This is a genomic window from Paenibacillus sp. TSM33, from assembly GCF_056099025.1.
Genome location: NZ_JBLZXB010000017.1, coordinates 133,972 through 150,224 on the forward strand (window position 1 = coordinate 133,972; position 16,253 = coordinate 150,224).

Genomic DNA, 16,253 nt, shown 5'->3' on the forward strand with positions numbered 1-16,253 from the left:
AGTCACATATATTAAAAGATTATCTTCTCTATATGTATGATATTGAGTCACTCCCAAATTGTATCCGCTACGTTGAAAGGGGCGCTCTAAGAACGAAAAAATCGACAACATTATCTCATTATAATGTTGTCGATTTTCATATCAATTAACCAAGTTAAGAATTTTGTCCTTAAGGACATTTTTTTGATTCACGCCAACGATGGTATCAACGAGCTTACCATCTTTAAACAGCAACAAAGTCGGAATACTTCGAATGCCAAATTGTGAAGCTAATTCGGTTTCCTGGTCGACATTAACTTTTGCCAGCGTCGCCTGTCCTTTCAGTTCATCAGCTAATTCTTCCACAATAGGAAGCTGAATTTTACAAGGTCCACACCATGGAGCCCAAAAGTCTACCAAGGTCACACCGGACTGGATTTGATTTGAGAACGTATTTTTTGTCAATGCAGTTGCTCCCATTAGAAATACCCCCGATAAATATAATTATTATCAATTATCTAATATTCAATTGGATGATTGAATTATAAAACTGTAGTCTATATCTGTCAAGAGTGAACAGAGTTTGTGAAGGATTTATCATTGGGTCATGCTCAACACAGCACGGAATCGTGTCTTAGCCGACATCATTTTTTCATATGCTTCACTAGCTTGTTCCAACGGGAAAACTTCGATCATAGGTCGTACATCGGTCAGTACACTAAACCGAATTGCTGCATCAATTTCTTTGGATTGTCCTGTAAACGATCCCCGAACAGTATGTGGTCCCTTCAGAAAGTCCATGGCAGACAGTTCTAAACGCTCTCCAGAACCGGCCACAATAATAAGCTCTCCATCCTTTCCTAACCCATCAATTAATGTGGAAATGACTTTTGCATTTGACGCTGTAGCAAGAATGACTTTTGCTCCCCCTAGTGCTTGTAAAGCTTTAGCAGGATCTTCTTTTTCGGAATCAATATAATAATGTGCGCCGAGTTCCCGAGCAAGCTTCTCTTTATCACTACCACGAGATACTGCTACAGTCTGATACCCAGCTTTTTTTGCGTATTGTACAGCCAAGTGACCAAGTCCACCAATTCCGGAAATCACAACGAGATCCCCTGGTCGTGCTGAACTATTTCGCAGTGCACTAAATGTAGTTTCTCCTGCGCACATCAATGGAGCTGCTTCTTCAGAAGTCACTTCATTAGGTATGTGAGTCAGACTATCTTCAAATGCTACCATGTATTCAGCATAGCCTCCATCCATAGTCAGGCCGGTAACATGATCGTGTCCTCCATGCCATCCAATACCTACCCGTTGTCCGATTTCCCATCTGGTAGATCCAGCCCCTAACTCCGTCACGATTCCGATCACTTCATGGCCTGGTATCCGCGGATATTCTGGGGAAGCTCCACCAATGGCCATTGAATCACCGTTACATACACCGCATGCTTCAATACGAAGAAGCACTTGCCCTTCTTCAGGTACGGGTACAGGAATTTCAACTAATTTCATGGGTTCGCCTTTAGCAGGAACTTGTATCGCTCTCATCATAGTCATAAGATTGACCTCCTTAGATTCTGTTATAGAACTTCCTAAGTATATGATACAGTTTAATATTACTCAATTATTTAATTGAATAATAAAATTATTTTTGTTGCATTCCGCTTATTTTTGGGCAAGCTGGTATAATAAAAGAAACAAGATTTTCTCCTAATAACTTTTTCCGTTGAAACAAAAAAGACGCTAAAATAGCGTCCTTTCCTTGCAATAATATATGTGTAATTAATCGATAATGAGAATCATTATTAATTGTAGTGTATCAAGAGCTACAAAAATTGCAAATACACAAAATTATGAATGTTATATGTATAAAAACAAAAACCCTCGAATCTAGAGGGCTTTTGGGGTAAATCAGCTATTCATTTGAGGCTGGTTTTGCATCACTCATCTGCACCGATATTCACGGCCATCCCTTTCACGCGGGGCTCCCTGTCGATATCCTCAGTTCCGATGATGGCGTTATCCGTTGATCCGGAATCGATCGCTGGTGACGAAGACTGCAAATGGAAGTCGCCATTCGTGGCACTCACGAATCTAGGATCGGCAAACAGAGAATGCGCATCGTTGCCGGTTCCCGATTTGTATGCGGAGTATCCCGTATATTCTTTATCTTTCCAGGTCCAGTTGGCCCCTGAACTGCCACCAGGTGCAAAATATAAATTATAATCAACAACATTGCCGGAATTTTGGATATATCCATTGTAGATCAATACATCAGTCGAACTGACTACGAAAATATTGTTCTTGATCACGTTGTTTCGTGTATCATACTGAACCAAAAACTGGCCGCTTCCGTCGTCCAATGTATCGTTTTTGTACAGCGTATTGTTCACGATCTTGCAGTTTACCGTTGAGCCACGCTCGTCATCGTAGCCGCCCATAGCGATGCCGGTCAATCGGTTGTTATATATCACGTTACTGCGCACCGTAATATTGCTGGTGGCTTTACTGGCATGCTCAGAGGCAACTTCGACACCGATGTCATTGTTATAGCCGTAATTCTGCTCGATAATACTGTCCTTACCCCCATCTACATAAATGCCGCCGGCCGAGTTGTCATCACTCTTGTAGGATGGGTTATTTCGAACCGAATTATTGTACACTCGGTTGCCCTTTACCAACCCGTTCCGAACCTGATCGAAAGCAGTATTCGGTGCGGTTCCTTCAAAGCCGATCAGATCAATTCCAATGTTGTCGTTATCGTGAATGAGGTTGCTGGTCACTGCAAAGCCATCCACATTACCGTTTAAAACAAGCGATTCGCTGGAGCCGAGCACGAGATTGTATAGTTCATTGCAGCTGATTGTAAGGTTGTGAATCGATGCAGGAGCTTTCGTGCCATAAACAGCGATGCCGTGAGCGTCCCGTCCCAGCCGATCTTTGCTAGTTGGGGTGGTCGTGTTTTTAATGTCGTGGATTTTGTTATCGGACAGATTGATGAAGTTCCCTGCACCGTGAACGTAAATGCCTGTAGGCACTGCGTTCTTGGAAGCTGTGGTAAAATTGCGGATTTCAAACCCCTGGATAGTAACGTAATCGACATCGGCCAATTCGATTAACCCCTCGTTCCCGCTGACCGATAAGCCAGTACCGTCAACAATGGCCGTCTCCGTGCCATAGCTTGCGAACACGATGGGGCCTTGCGAGGCGGAGCCAGATCGGGTGATTTTCAATTTCTCCTTGTAAACACCGCCTCGGACATAGACCTTGCTGCCTGGAGGGACTGTGTCAGCGGCATGCTGGAGCGTTTTCCACGGTGCTTCGCTTGTTCCCGCGTTGGAATCGCTACCACTTGTCGACACATAATATTCGGTACCAGCAGCAGAAGCGGTAGGAGTCTGCACATTACCGATTGCTAGGCCCAACCCCAAGCTTAAACCTACAAGCAAAATTTTACCGATTTTCTTCAATAATTTTAACTCCCATCCTAATTTAGCTTTCGTCAAGCTAACGTTATCATCAATTTACGGCTGAAAACATATTGGATGCCGCCTGTATGAAGGGCCTTTATGATCACACACCATGAGAAGACTGCCGATAAATTTCATCGACAGCCCTTCTTTTCCAAGTAGTATACTCCTCAATCCTGTTCGCTGGACAATTCCTTGAGCGATTTGATTTTACCATGGGGATGCTGTTCTTGCTTTCGTGACTTCCATGCAGCTTCTTTCCTTCTCTTCTGGTGAGCCATAACAGATATCCTCCTTTGGAAATGGTGAATGTATACTACTTCCTTAAGTTGTCATTTCTCGTCTCTGTTCATTCATAAAATTAAATTCGTTGGGTTTTGTTTTTAGTTAGCGGGCATCTCGTTAAAGAATGTGATGTCGTCTATCGGCAGCCGAGTTGTCTTATGACCCGGTTGTGCCGCTTTACCGAGTGCAATCAGCATGATTGGGATGTAGCGGTCTCCTATACCGAACGTTTGCTTAAGCTCGGCCGCATTATAGCCGCCCATCGCGACCGTATCGTAGCCGTGAGCACGTGCAACCAGCATGAGCTGCTGGGATACAATACCACCATCGATATGAATAGCTTTGTGAAGGCTTTCCTCTGGTAACGAAGCATACGTATGAATCGAACTTTCTACGAACGATTTAGCGGTATCTTCCGCTATATAGCCATGTTTTACTGCTTCGCCGAAAACTTCATCGAGCTTCTTATATCCTTCCGTATCACCAAGCACAACGATCACTGCTGCAGCCTCAGTAACCTGGGATTGATTATAGGCGATTGGCTGCAGCTTTGCTTTCAATTCCTCTGTCTCAATGACCAAGAAGCGCCAGGGCTGAACATTACTCGAAGAAGGTGCAAGCGTCGCTTCTTTCAGAATATCCTTAATTTCCTCGTGAGACAGACGAACCGATTTGTCGTAATGACGTACAGAGCGGCGCTCGCGGATGACATCGGCGAACAAGGCGGAGCTCTGGCCAGTATGAGTTGAAGTTGACATTATGAATCCTCCTTGAAATAAATACTGTTTTTTATTAGGCACAGTTAAATTCAGACTAAGCGGCTAGTCGGAGCTTGAATTCCTACTGAAACGAAGTACCTTGAAAAATCCCAAAATATTTACGCTTCTTCGCACAGTCATAACTGTGTTCATTAACGCACAGTATAACCTTAAAAATTAACGCTGCACGCGGCTTGCGTTTAACTGTGGTTTATATTGCACAGTATAAAATCTAAGCAAGCCGCTGTCAACCGTCTTTTTCCAGGTCCATCTAAAGCTTTGCTTCCAGTTGGTTGGCGAGATCTGCAATCGTGTACTTGCTTAATACTCCGCGTATGCTGTCGTCCATTTCTTGCGTAATGTCTTCAAGCGTAGATTTCATACATTTACCGAGCGGATGCGTGCCAGCTGTCTCGGTAATACCGAAGGAAAGCCTGCTGCCTGAACGAAATACATCGTATACATCAACCAGTCGTATAGACCCTGCCGGTTTCCTAAGATGGTACCCACCGTCACGGCCTTCCCGGGTCCCGATAAACCCTTCCTTGGCGAGAACGGAAAGTATGCGGCGCAGCAAAGAAGGCTCCGACTGAAGATATTTGGCAAGTTCAATACTAGGACAAGCTATGCTTTTGTCCTCCTGCGACAATATAACAAGCGCTTGAACTGCCAGTCCAAACCATTTTGGGTGCTGAGTCGGCGTACAATACTCCTGCTTCAACCTTTACTCTCTCCTTCCAGCTTATTCTTAAGTAGTATGAGTAAATTCTACCGAATTCCCTAATTTGCTGCAATAGACGAGCTTACTTACAATTTATATATTTAAATATGATAATTTGTAACTTAATACCTGCTCCCATAATGTCGACTTGTCCTCCGATGATCGGCTAATCCACGCTTTGCGACATTATAATCAGCGGAACCCCGTAATATAGACCTTCGTGGGTACTGGAATCATAGATGATGTAATTTAAACCGTAGATTCTTCCAGCAAATAATCTCTTGCACAACTCCAATAGTTGGATTGATATGCCCCTCTGATTCTAACACGTTCTCTGGAATTCAGGGTGCTATTTCTCTAATGAACATTGTATCTGCTTTCTCAAGTTAATTTAATTTCAATCGTCTCCGTCTACATAACTTGTTTTTTATTCTTTTATTGTTTGTAAACAGGCAGCTCATGCAGCAACAAAAAAGCCGCCAACTTGGCGGCTAATGTGTACAGCAAAAGCTTGTTTTCATACTGGACACTGTTGGCTAACGTTAAATACTCATGGTTTACTGGATGACTATTTGTTGGCTGAATCGCTATAAACCGTGCTTAATTTGGATGTCGCCCTAATACCATTAGGGCCTTCAATGATAATACGACCTTGTTCCGTAAAGCTGGATCCTTGCCAGTCAGTGGCCATATCCAGATAATCGAGACCCGGGCTGTTTCCTTTCCAAGACCATGCGAGATAACCTACGCCCTTTTGCTCAGCGTAACTCATAATGGTAGCCTCATCCACATCACCACTCGTATGTTTGATGCCGAATTCTCCAATCAGCAGAGCCAGGTTTTTATTTAGTACATTATCCATATTGCTCTTTACTGTGGCGGCGTTTCCCCCGGCATATTCGTACATATGAATGGAGAACATCGTATTTTTAAGTGGATCTGCATTAAAGACTTCTGTTCCGTAGTCAAAAATAGATTGCGGATACTGCCCCCATCCTGCACCGTCAACAATGATTGTATTTTTGATGCCAGCATTTCTGAGCTTAGGGATAACAGACTTATAACCTTGCGCCCAGCCTCCGCCATCCCATGTTCCATACCATTCGTTCGCGATATTGAGAATGACGGTGCTTTCTTTTCCGATGAGTGCGCTTTTCATTTCAATCCAGTAATTAGCAATATTATCCAACACAGCAACGCTGTCAGACCCTGTACCATCGTGGACTTCAAGAACAACGACCAATTTGTTTTGCTCTGATAAAGTGATTAAATTTTGTATCGCAGACAGATCATCTTTCGTCCATTGCTGACCATCCGACAGTACAATTCTGATGGTGTTCGCTCCCGTTTTCGCGATGGCAGGGATCGCTACTGACTCTTGCCCCTTATACCAGGTATAAGCGTGATTGATTCCCCTCATAACAAACGGATTTCCCTTAGCATCGTAAAGCGTTGTTCCGTTAATATAAAAACCTGTATTCTCAGTTGTAGAATTCGTTGTAACTTTTATGATATTACTGGCTGCTGAAATATTTCCTGCTGCATCCCTGGCTTTTACAGTGAAGCTGTATGTTGTATTAGCGGTAAGTCCCGTCACCGTATAACTTGTCGTGGTGGTTGAATCGACCAAAGTTGTTCCGTTATACACATCGTAGCTGGTAACATCTACATCGTCTGTTGAAGCTGTCCATACAAGACTTACCGAAGTATTTGTTTTGGAGTAGCTTTTCAGGTTTGCTGGTGCCGTTGGTGCCGTTGTATCAGGGGTTGAGTCAACAAGCGTAAACTTCCACTTCTGCTGATCATTTCCGTTATCCGTCCATTGCTGCACATTTGCCCCGTCATTAGTATAACCCCCGATTACATCCAGCGCTTTACCGCTAGATTGTACAAGCAGCTTATAATATCCATCGCCGACGTCAATCATTTTCCATTTTTGATTAGTCAAATCGCTGTCTGTCCATTGCTGTACACTAGCACCATCTTCTGAAGAGGCTCCGGCTACTGTTAATGCTTTACCGCTGGATTGTACAATCAATTTATAATATCCGTCGCCAACATCAATGACTTTCCATCTCTGCCGAGCGCTGCCGTTGTTCGTCCACTGCTGCACCTTCGCTCCATCGGCAGTTGAGTCCCCTGCTTCCAGATTTTTGCCGCTATGCTGTGCCGTTAGTTTATAGGTTTCACCTGAAACAATATTTGTGTTAGCTGTGGTGGTGGTAACATCAATCACATTGCTTGCATCTGACACGTTACCTGCGGCATCTCTGGCTTTCACGTAAAAGCTGTACGCCATGTTGGCTGTTAAGCCGGTAACGATGAAGGATGTCGACGCACTGGAACCTACGAGGTCTGATCCTTTGTAGATGTCATAGTCGGAAACACCTACATTGTCTGTAGATTCCGTCCACTGCAAGCTTACTGTCGTATCCGATACAGAGGAACTAGCCAGGTTGGAGGGGGCTGTTGGAGGTGAGTTATCCTCCGGCTGGTCAGCTGAATGCACTTCAAATTCCCAAAGGGAATATCCGTAGCTGGTAGCCCTTTCAATGCCACTCATTTTTACATATCTAGCGTCTGTTGCTTCGAAAGATATCTTATCGACTCCTCCATCTCCAGTCGTGGTGGAATAGACGGTAGTCCAATGATCATCATCCGTCGATGTCTGAACTTGGTAGGACTTCGCGTAAGCGGCTTCCCAGTTAAGTGTAACGCCATTGATTTTGGTGGTGCTACCGAGATCTACACTTATCCACTGCGGATCTGAATATTGTGAGGACCATCTAGTTAGCGGGTCACCGTCAATCGCAAAATCAGCCGCTTTACTCGAATCTTCAACGGAGCTTGCGGTTGCCGATTGGGTAAGCTTAGCATTATCGGAAGCGCTCACATTTTTGATCGGCAACATACTCATAAGCAGTCCAAACAAAATCAAGCATGTTATGGTTTTTTTCATTCCCAAACCTCCTATTGTCCATAATAAACAGCTAATTGGTTACCCCTGCATTCTCATAGATTTCAATTCCAATCTCCATTCCTAAGACATGGTAAAGTCTTCTCCTTTCCGTTCATAATTGGGACAAAAACAAACAAACGTGGAACAACCCTTAAGTAACCGCTTTCTTTTACAACTAAAAATTTATTCGCTTTAATAGATTTTCTGTATCATCCCCAGTGATGAAATTTTATCAAAGCGACCTAAAGCATATATATTTTTGTTTTCCAGTACTATGCCTTGATGATTAAAAAGTTTTAAAAGCTGTTTTCCTAACTCCATGGCATGGGTCCTAAAAGTGCAAAACAAGACAACTTTCTCTTAAAAGTTCTCTTGTCTAGTTTTGTTTTATTTATATAGTTGTCGATTAAACTCGTTATTCTCAGGTTTGCAATTTTGTTTATCACAGCCAGTCATCCAGTTTCTGCTCAGAGATTTTCGACAAAGTCCTTGTATTTCGGATTGCCTGAAGCATGATATATCTGAACGTCATGAATTTTTAGCAAAGTGCCCCACACCAAACAATCCTCTACTTAATCGGTAGAGGATTGTTGCTTTCTTTATTCATAAAAACTTCCATTCACATAATGTAGTTGTGGTCACATTTAATATGGATTCATACTCCATGGATTCACGCCTAACAAATGCTTTCATACGCTTTCTATTATGTATCTGTGCGCACATCATCCCAATCCTGTCCCATGTAACTGGTCAGCCAATTTAGCACACGATGACGTTCATACACTACACCATCATTCAAATTTCCAGGGGCCGGCTGTTTATGAATGCGACTATCCACACACATCCAGTCGTAACGACAGATTAAATCGGCTTCATCTAAAATTTCCTTGCTGCTGCGCAGCCTTGAGCTTGAGAGAAAAGCTTCAAATGAGTCAAATTGCTGCAACTTTGAAACAGACAACGGCACGTCGCAAATCCCTGTTGGGTCACCTAGCTTCTCAAGATGGCCCAAAGCCCATAACAGAGTCCAAAAGCCTTCATAACGCCAGGAGAACTGGATACCCTCCGACTCATCGTCATAATCATTGGATAGGAATCTCTTCTCTTCCGGTGAAAAGAAACGGTCCGCCCCATACTGATCAGTCACTTGATTTATCATCCGGTTCGTATCATCTATGCTTTCACCCGCACCGATACACTCGCCTTTCAGTGCTACAATACACAAAGCAACGGCTCGGCCAGCCACTTCCTTAAGGGAACGGATGCTGTCTGCGGCTTCATCTCCTAGCCTTCCTGGGATCGGCGGCATTTGCGTAAAGCCTTGATCGAGCAATATCTTTTCTGACTGCAGCTTTCGCTCTATCCCGGATTCGCTAATTCGGTCCTCTCCGTACAAATAACTAACATGAGCAGTAACTGTATAATCTTCCACTTCCGAACGTCCATTCACATCTAGTAGCAGACTTCCGTCAGGTGCAAGCAAATCACCGCCACCCCAGAACATCAGCCCGTCCAGCGAATTTATGATATCGAGTAATTCGGCAAAAAAGGCTTCAGATATATCCTCCTCAGTCTCCACACCAATCACCATATTTAGCGTACTCATTTTGATCAACAGCTTTTGCTGCAACTGTTCGTTTTCAGCAGGAATTTGACTGGAAAAATTTATCATTCCGTTAAGCATGGAGGCAAACTCCTCCGGATTCGTTTTGCTGGTCATTATGTTAAATCCTTTGACCTTCCTACTAAACCAACCCCGGCTTTTGACCTCAAACCTAGTTTTGCTTTCATTCACGTGTATCTTGTTGTTGGGATAAATCGACTTTAATAGTCTCTCAACCTGATCCAGATCGAAGGTTGAGCTGTAAAGCGCGCAATTTCTCATGATGTCCTCCTCATGACCATACTACGAATAGCCCATGTTTGTTACGAGCTCAATTCAACTAACTCTGCAAAAGCCGATGCAGCAATGCCTCTCCCTCATTCTCAAACCTTCGCTGTTCCTTCAGGAATTCAGGAACATCTTGTAGTCGGGAAGGTCTGTAGCCAGGACCGTCACATCCGCAGGAATGGTAAGAGTATCCGTTCCGGTACAAAAGCTCTACCTTTTTCCACTGCTTGATATCCGTTTGCTTCGGGGCCTGAAAATCATGACCCATGTCATGCATAGGCGTCTGGCATTGCGGACAGACATGAACAAGCCGCTCATATTCATCTCGTGGCATCTCAAAGCGGGATGTTTGCTTATACACCTTCCTACAAGTAAAGCAGGCAAAGATATCTTTGTATGGACCGTACATTGCATATCTACACATATTTTTACCCCCTTCAAAATTTGAAAATTGGCCTGGTTTTCTGCTCATTGTCCAACTGATGTTTCTTTTATATTAGAACGACATTATAGAACTAATCAAGCTAAAAGGTCCATTCTAGCGCATTCCTCGCAGTTTCATAGTATTACGATCTTGTTCAAGGCGCGAAATGATGTAGCATGATGTCTCGAAAGTTAACTAAGAAGACTCCAAAACCACAGTCGAAGCGGAGCTGGAGTCTTCTTTTTATAGTAATAAATACTCAAAGCAGAATGCGCAAATCCCAGGTCGAATTTTTGGGACAGCTTCTCCAGTCTTATAATTCTTGTATGCTGCAGGTCAGCTTCAGGCTGGCACTCGTTTACACATCTAACGTATATAAGGGCAGGTTTTCTGGTAAAGCCGCCGGGCGCTGACATGTGCTCTGCATCGTATAGAAGGTCTGCTGATCGGAAGAATCATGGAACGCCCACATCGCATCCAGCACATGGTAGGCCAGTTCTCCGCTGGCGCGGTGAGGCCGTCCATTACGGATAGCATAGGCCATATCGGCAACACCGATACCCCGTGTATTCTCCTTGTAGCCCGGCAGCAGCGGTGCCTCTGTCCATTCTTGCTCGCCTAACAGTCTATAGCGAACTGGCCCTCCGAATGTGTTCGGGTCAGGTACCTGCAATGTCCCATGCGTACCATATACCTCGATCGGTGGCAGAGTACTTCCACCAAAGATGTCAAAGCTGGTAATCAGCGTACCGACAGCTCCCTGCTTGAAGCGTATCAATCCGGCTACATGGGTCGGAATATCGACTGGGATGGTCTGTCCTTTCTTTTTCTCGCTCGTAATCGTTCGCTGATCCATCGCCTTGCTGGTCATGCCCGAAATGGCGGCAATCGGCCCCAGCAATTGCACCATAGCCGTCAAATAATAAGGGCCCATATCAAACATCGGGCCACCACCGACTGCATAATAAAATTCAGGATCGGGATGCCAATGTTCATGTCCACGGCTCATCATGAAAGCCGTAGCGGCTACCGGATTCCCAATGACCCCATCTTCAATCAGCTTCAATGATGTCTGTATACCGGAACCGAAGAAGGTCTCCGGTGCGCAGCCAACAAGTAGTCCCTTTTGATGAGCAAGATCCAAGACAGCCTGGCCCTGCTCACGAGTGACGGCAAGTGGCTTCTCCACATAGACATGCTTGCCAGCCTCAAGAGCTCTGACACACACCTCGGCGTGAACGGCTGGAATGGTCAAATTAATGATGAGTTCAATCTGCGGATCAGCCAAAATCTCATCTACCGTATATACGTTCGGAACGTTGAACGCTATCGCCTGCTCCTCTGCCCGACTTTGGTTCAGATCCGCTACTGCGAACAGCTCCAGAATGTCGAAACGATGACAATTTTCCATATAAATTCCGCTGATTTTACCGCAACCGATAATGCCCACTTTCATTTTTTTCATGCTTGGACTCCCTTCTCCTTCATAAAAAATGGATAATGGCATTCTTTTATTACATGAGATACTATGTTCACGCTACTGCTGCTGGTTGTCTGCCATACCCGTGTATGCCTCTGCCGTGGAGCTGTCGCGGCTGGTCGCCGCCTGTTTGCCTGCCGCAGTCCACAGGAACCCGCTGCGCATCATCTCGGTCACTTGAGGTATCTCTATGATATCTGCGTGATGACCTAGCGAATTGTAGAACACGCGTCCGTTTCCCCACCGCTTTGTCCATACAACAGGCATATCCACCGGTCCGTTGGCCGAATGAGGTCCTGGAATGACCGGGAAGCGTGTGGTTGCCAGCACCTCAACCGCAGGGTCTACATGGAGGTAGTACTGCTCACTTTTGACCTGAAAATCTTCAATATGGTCCAGCAGCGGGCTCGATCCACGCTTTATGTTCACCATATATTCCACCCCGTCATTGCCGGGATGTGCAACCCATTGCCCACCTGTCATGAATTGCCAGTCTACATTGTTCCGAAAGGCATCGCACATGCCACCGTGACAGCCTGCCAGACCTACTCCGCTTTGAACTGCTGCTGAGACATTATTGACCAATTCCTGCTCAATCTGTCCCATGGTCCACATTGGAACGATCAAGTCCAGGTCAAGCAGTTTCTCCGCATCCTGATAAGCTTCAAGGGTACTAGACACCTCCACCTCGAACCGTTCTTCCTTCAGAATGCGTTCAAAAATGGCCGCCACCTGCTCCGGCTCATGTCCGTTCCATCCACCCCATACAATCAGTGCCTTGCGCATCTGTAACCCACTCACCTTTCAGAATGTGTTGTTATACTACATTTCTTCAATGGATACCCAGCGGCGTTCCTTTATAGATCGTTCTACTGCTTCAAGCACAGCCTGACAAGCGACCCCATCGTGGAAGTTCGGCGAAGGTTGCCGTCCTTCGGAGATGGCACTCAACATCTCAAGCATCTCGTGGGTGAAGGTATGCTCGAATCCAATTGTATGTCCTGCAGGCCACCAGGCTTCGGAATACTTGTGCGCCGGATCGGTTGCGAGCACACGGCGGAAGCCCTGAACGCCTTCCTCATCCTGTGTGAAATACACTTCCAGCTCATTCATCCGCTCAAAGTCAAACCGCACACTGCACAGACTACCGTTGATTTCGAATGAATTTGTGCTCCGATGTCCGGCAGCAAAGCGTGTGGCCTCAAAGCTGCCCAGCGCACCTCCAGCGAAACGTGCTAGGAACAGCGTGGCATCATCCACCGTCACTTCTCCCATTGGTGCATTGGCCTCGGTACTCCTTTTGGAGCTCAATCCGCTCATCTCCGTAGCCAGCGGACGCTGTTTGATGAACGTCTCGCTCATGCCGATGACTTCGTGAAACTCGCCGACCAGAAACCGAGCGAGATCAATCAAATGGGCGCCAAGATCGCCATGAGAGCCAGAACCGGCCACTTCTTTTTGCAACCGCCATACCAGCGGGAAAGACGGGTCCATAATCCAGTCCTGAAGGAAAAAGGCACGGAAATGATAAATCTTGCCTAGTCGACCGCTTTCGACGAGCTGTTTCGCCAACTGGACAGCCGGAGAAAAGCGATAGTTGAAGCCAATCATATGGTTGACTCCTGCTTTCTCTGCTGCCTGCAGCATGTCACGGGAATCTGCCAGTGTAAGCGCAAGCGGCTTCTCACAAAACAGATGCTTGCCATGGAGGGCAGCCTCAATAACAATTTCCTTATGAGCATTACTCGGGGCGTTAATGTCAATGAGATCAATATCGTTACGTTTCACTAGATCACGCCAATTCGTAACACTCTCGCTCCAGCCGAACTGGCGGGCAGCTTCCTGAACCCCCTGCTCGTTACGTCCACAGATAACGGACATCTCCGGCTGCAGCGGGGCATCTGGGAAGAACATGGGTAGACTACGATAAGCGTTGCTGTGAGCCTTGCCCATAAATTTGTAGCCAACCATTCCAATACGAAGACGATTAGACATGTCGTGATCCTCCTTATAGGTATGAGTTTCAACGAATTATTGATGAAGGGTGTTATTGACGAATGGATGACGCCCTGATAATCAGCTCTGTGGACAGGAGTTCTCTGATTGAGTCGCACCCAGTCCCAGTCAGTTCCAGAGCCGGAATGAGGTCCTGAGAGTCGGGTATAAGCTTCGAGGCTGCAAGCTCCCCCATCTCATAAAAAGGAACACGAACACTGCTTAGTGGCGGAACAGCCATCTCAGCCGCATCCGAATCGTCATAGCCTACAAATGATGGGAACCGATCAACTGCTAGGCCGCGCTCACGGAGACCCTGCATTACGCCGAGGACCATCCGGTCGTTCGCCGCAAATACGGCATCAATATCATTCAATTTGTCTGCAATTATAGCCGACGCTTCGAGCCCGCTTCGGCGACTGTAATTGCCTTCGAGAATCAGCTCATGGTCATACTCAATACCAGCCTCCTGAAGCGCGATGAGATAACCCTTCAATCGCTCAGTACTGTTGGAATAGATATCTGGACCGTTGAGAAAGACAATCCGCTTGCACCCCTGCTCAATGAGATGACTTACAGCTGCCCGGCTTCCTTCTACATGGTCTGCATCCACTTCACAGAACGACTGCCCTTCAAAATGGTGGTTCATAACACAGAACGGTCGCCCCTCTTCCTGAAGTCTCTTCAGGGCCTCGACCTCATCGTGGTCATCCCTTGCTCCAAGGATGATACAACTGTCGACCTTCTGCTGACGGAAAAGACTGCTGTAATCCATCCGTTCCCCCGGTTTTCGGAATAATAGTAGTAGATCGAGCCCGCTGTCTCTGGCTTTATTGCCGATGCCGCTCAGCATCTCAGAGAAAAAATAGGCAGAGAACAGGTGCGCCTTCGGGACATAAGGCATAACCACACCAAGATGGCCACTCTTGCTTCGGGCAAAGTTGCGGGCCAATGCACTGGGAACATATCCAAGTTGATTGGCAACGTCCAGGACCCTTTTCCGCGTATCTTCCTTGATAGGACCGGTCGCGTTCAATACCCGAGACACTGTCGCTTCAGACACGCCAGCGAGTTCTGCTACTTCCTTGCGCGAAACGATATTGCCCACCTCCAATCATTTTATGTACGCGCGTACATTTTCTCATGCTGCTATATCTCTGTCAATCCCGAAAAGCGTGCCCTATGGATATATAAGATTTTTTCTCCACAAATTCCCTCTAGAGCTTAAGTAAGCTGATCATTCCCACTCCTATCATCAGCACCGTAATTCCCACAAGTATAACTATCCATTCCTGAGGGCTTTTCTTTTCCTTAAATGTTAAAATGCTACCGACACAAGCAATTGCAATGCTCGCTTGAGAGATCGGAAAACTAGCCGCCATGCCGATCAAACCGTTAGAAATAAAAAGTGCTAGATTAGCAATGCTCCAAACCAATCCTGTAGACAAATTGCGAAGTACTGGAGAGAATCGCAGCCGATGTTTGCCTTTTAGATTCATGACCAGGGCCGAGCATAACATCCCTAGCGATTGCGGCAGAATAATGGACAGCCCAGATATATTAAAGTACTGATTGATAACCACATAACTGCTTAACGCTAACCCGGAGCAAACCAGCATCATGATAATTCGTAACGGCAAAGGCTTAGACAGCCCAGCAGACATGCCCTGATAGCTGGTCAATAGAACTCCCGCCAAAATACACAGAAGAGAACCAACACCCATCCCATATTGGTAACCTGTTATCCATTCACCCAAAATAAGTGCGGCAAATAACGTCGTCCCTATCAACTGTAGACCGCAAATGACAGGAATAGCGATGGATACGCTTACTTTTTGGAAAGATCGAAACTGGAGTAATTGTCCAGCAGCCCAGAAAATACCGGATAAAAAACTTACTACAAAAGGAACCAGTTCAGTTGATGCTGGATAAATGAAATACAACCCCAGGGCAAACAGTACAGCACCGATAACGGTACCTGACAGCTGCTCTCGGGGACTGGCTTTAGTCATATGCGCCAATATCGGCATGACTCCCCAGCCGACAGCTGGAATAAAAGCAGTTAAGAAATCCACGTACGGTTCTCCTCCCGTAAAAGTACTCTTCCTACAATCGCTAAAAATACCATGCAGGAAAAAACAACAATTTTACGATAGCAAAAAAAACCGCTTTCAAATACTAATATTTTTATAGATTAATATGGCAAAAACAAAGAAATTGTCCCTCGAACCGCAGCATCTCAAGTATTTTTGAAAAAATATCATAACCTCTCCACTGTCAATTACATA

At 45.6% G+C, this 16,253-nt stretch carries 14 protein-coding genes; all 14 read right to left on the minus strand.

Going from position 1 to position 16,253, the window contains the following annotated elements; translation table 11 throughout:
• Positions 1-141: 141 nt before the first annotated feature.
• The 14 genes from trxA to ACN6NF_RS12490 all read right to left on the minus strand — a co-directional run bounded on the left by trxA (position 142) and on the right by ACN6NF_RS12490 (position 16,040).
• The gene (gene trxA, locus ACN6NF_RS12425) at positions 142-459 is read right to left on the minus strand and encodes a thioredoxin (protein ID WP_474317993.1); all 318 of its coding nucleotides are present in this window, start codon (positions 457-459) and stop codon (positions 142-144) included.
• 117 nt (positions 460-576) lie between these two features.
• The gene (locus tag ACN6NF_RS12430) at positions 577-1,539 is read right to left on the minus strand and encodes a zinc-binding dehydrogenase (protein WP_474317994.1); all 963 of its coding nucleotides are present in this window, start codon (positions 1,537-1,539) and stop codon (positions 577-579) included.
• A 383-nt stretch (positions 1,540-1,922) separates the two neighbouring features.
• Positions 1,923-3,452: a right-handed parallel beta-helix repeat-containing protein gene (locus ACN6NF_RS12435; protein ID WP_474317995.1), complete on the minus strand. Its 1,530-nt coding sequence runs from the start codon at positions 3,450-3,452 to the stop codon at positions 1,923-1,925.
• A 170-nt stretch (positions 3,453-3,622) separates the two neighbouring features.
• Positions 3,623-3,733 carry a DUF6254 family protein gene (locus ACN6NF_RS12440; RefSeq protein ID WP_014599788.1) on the minus strand — a complete coding sequence of 37 codons (111 nt, stop codon included), beginning with the start codon at positions 3,731-3,733 and terminating at the stop codon, positions 3,623-3,625.
• Between the two features lie 102 nt (positions 3,734-3,835).
• Entirely contained in the window at positions 3,836-4,495 is a 660-nt protein-coding gene (locus ACN6NF_RS12445) for a nitroreductase family protein (protein ID WP_474317996.1), read from the minus strand.
• Positions 4,496-4,766: 271 nt separating this feature from the next.
• Entirely contained in the window at positions 4,767-5,216 is a 450-nt protein-coding gene (locus ACN6NF_RS12450; RefSeq protein ID WP_474317997.1) for an RrF2 family transcriptional regulator, read from the minus strand.
• A 568-nt stretch (positions 5,217-5,784) separates the two neighbouring features.
• The gene (locus ACN6NF_RS12455) at positions 5,785-8,175 is read right to left on the minus strand and encodes a cellulase family glycosylhydrolase (RefSeq protein WP_474317998.1); all 2,391 of its coding nucleotides are present in this window, start codon (positions 8,173-8,175) and stop codon (positions 5,785-5,787) included.
• Between the two features lie 703 nt (positions 8,176-8,878).
• The gene (locus ACN6NF_RS12460) at positions 8,879-10,060 is read right to left on the minus strand and encodes a DUF4272 domain-containing protein (RefSeq protein WP_474317999.1); all 1,182 of its coding nucleotides are present in this window, start codon (positions 10,058-10,060) and stop codon (positions 8,879-8,881) included.
• 58 nt (positions 10,061-10,118) lie between these two features.
• Complete coding sequence (locus ACN6NF_RS12465) at positions 10,119-10,490, minus strand: hypothetical protein (protein ID WP_474318000.1); 372 nt, start codon at positions 10,488-10,490, stop codon at positions 10,119-10,121.
• Between the two features lie 358 nt (positions 10,491-10,848).
• Entirely contained in the window at positions 10,849-11,955 is a 1,107-nt protein-coding gene (locus ACN6NF_RS12470; RefSeq protein WP_474318001.1) for a Gfo/Idh/MocA family protein, read from the minus strand.
• A 72-nt stretch (positions 11,956-12,027) separates the two neighbouring features.
• A complete protein-coding gene (locus ACN6NF_RS12475) occupies positions 12,028-12,756 on the minus strand; it encodes a ThuA domain-containing protein (protein ID WP_474319050.1) in 729 nt (242 codons plus the stop codon).
• A gap of 36 nt (positions 12,757-12,792) precedes the next feature.
• Positions 12,793-13,965: a Gfo/Idh/MocA family protein gene (locus tag ACN6NF_RS12480; RefSeq protein WP_474318002.1), complete on the minus strand. Its 1,173-nt coding sequence runs from the start codon at positions 13,963-13,965 to the stop codon at positions 12,793-12,795.
• A 52-nt stretch (positions 13,966-14,017) separates the two neighbouring features.
• A complete protein-coding gene (locus ACN6NF_RS12485; protein WP_474318003.1) occupies positions 14,018-15,079 on the minus strand; it encodes a LacI family DNA-binding transcriptional regulator in 1,062 nt (353 codons plus the stop codon).
• A gap of 103 nt (positions 15,080-15,182) precedes the next feature.
• Positions 15,183-16,040: a GRP family sugar transporter gene (locus tag ACN6NF_RS12490; protein WP_474318004.1), complete on the minus strand. Its 858-nt coding sequence runs from the start codon at positions 16,038-16,040 to the stop codon at positions 15,183-15,185.
• Positions 16,041-16,253: the final 213 nt, after the last annotated feature.

What these genes read in the sequence shown, in the direction of transcription:
- trxA (WP_474317993.1), bottom strand. Translation starts at nt 459, where the DNA reads ATGGGAGCAACTGCATTGACAAAAAATACGTTCTCAAATCAAATCCAG.
- ACN6NF_RS12430 (WP_474317994.1), bottom strand. Translation starts at nt 1,539, where the DNA reads ATGACTATGATGAGAGCGATACAAGTTCCTGCTAAAGGCGAACCCATG.
- ACN6NF_RS12465 (WP_474318000.1), bottom strand. Translation starts at nt 10,490, where the DNA reads ATGTGTAGATATGCAATGTACGGTCCATACAAAGATATCTTTGCCTGC.
- ACN6NF_RS12470 (WP_474318001.1), bottom strand. Translation starts at nt 11,955, where the DNA reads ATGAAAAAAATGAAAGTGGGCATTATCGGTTGCGGTAAAATCAGCGGA.
- ACN6NF_RS12445 (WP_474317996.1), bottom strand. Translation starts at nt 4,495, where the DNA reads ATGTCAACTTCAACTCATACTGGCCAGAGCTCCGCCTTGTTCGCCGAT.
- ACN6NF_RS12475 (WP_474319050.1), bottom strand. Translation starts at nt 12,756, where the DNA reads ATGCGCAAGGCACTGATTGTATGGGGTGGATGGAACGGACATGAGCCG.
- ACN6NF_RS12455 (WP_474317998.1), bottom strand. Translation starts at nt 8,175, where the DNA reads ATGAAAAAAACCATAACATGCTTGATTTTGTTTGGACTGCTTATGAGT.
- ACN6NF_RS12440 (WP_014599788.1), bottom strand. Translation starts at nt 3,733, where the DNA reads ATGGCTCACCAGAAGAGAAGGAAAGAAGCTGCATGGAAGTCACGAAAG.
- ACN6NF_RS12460 (WP_474317999.1), bottom strand. Translation starts at nt 10,060, where the DNA reads ATGAGAAATTGCGCGCTTTACAGCTCAACCTTCGATCTGGATCAGGTT.
- ACN6NF_RS12480 (WP_474318002.1), bottom strand. Translation starts at nt 13,965, where the DNA reads ATGTCTAATCGTCTTCGTATTGGAATGGTTGGCTACAAATTTATGGGC.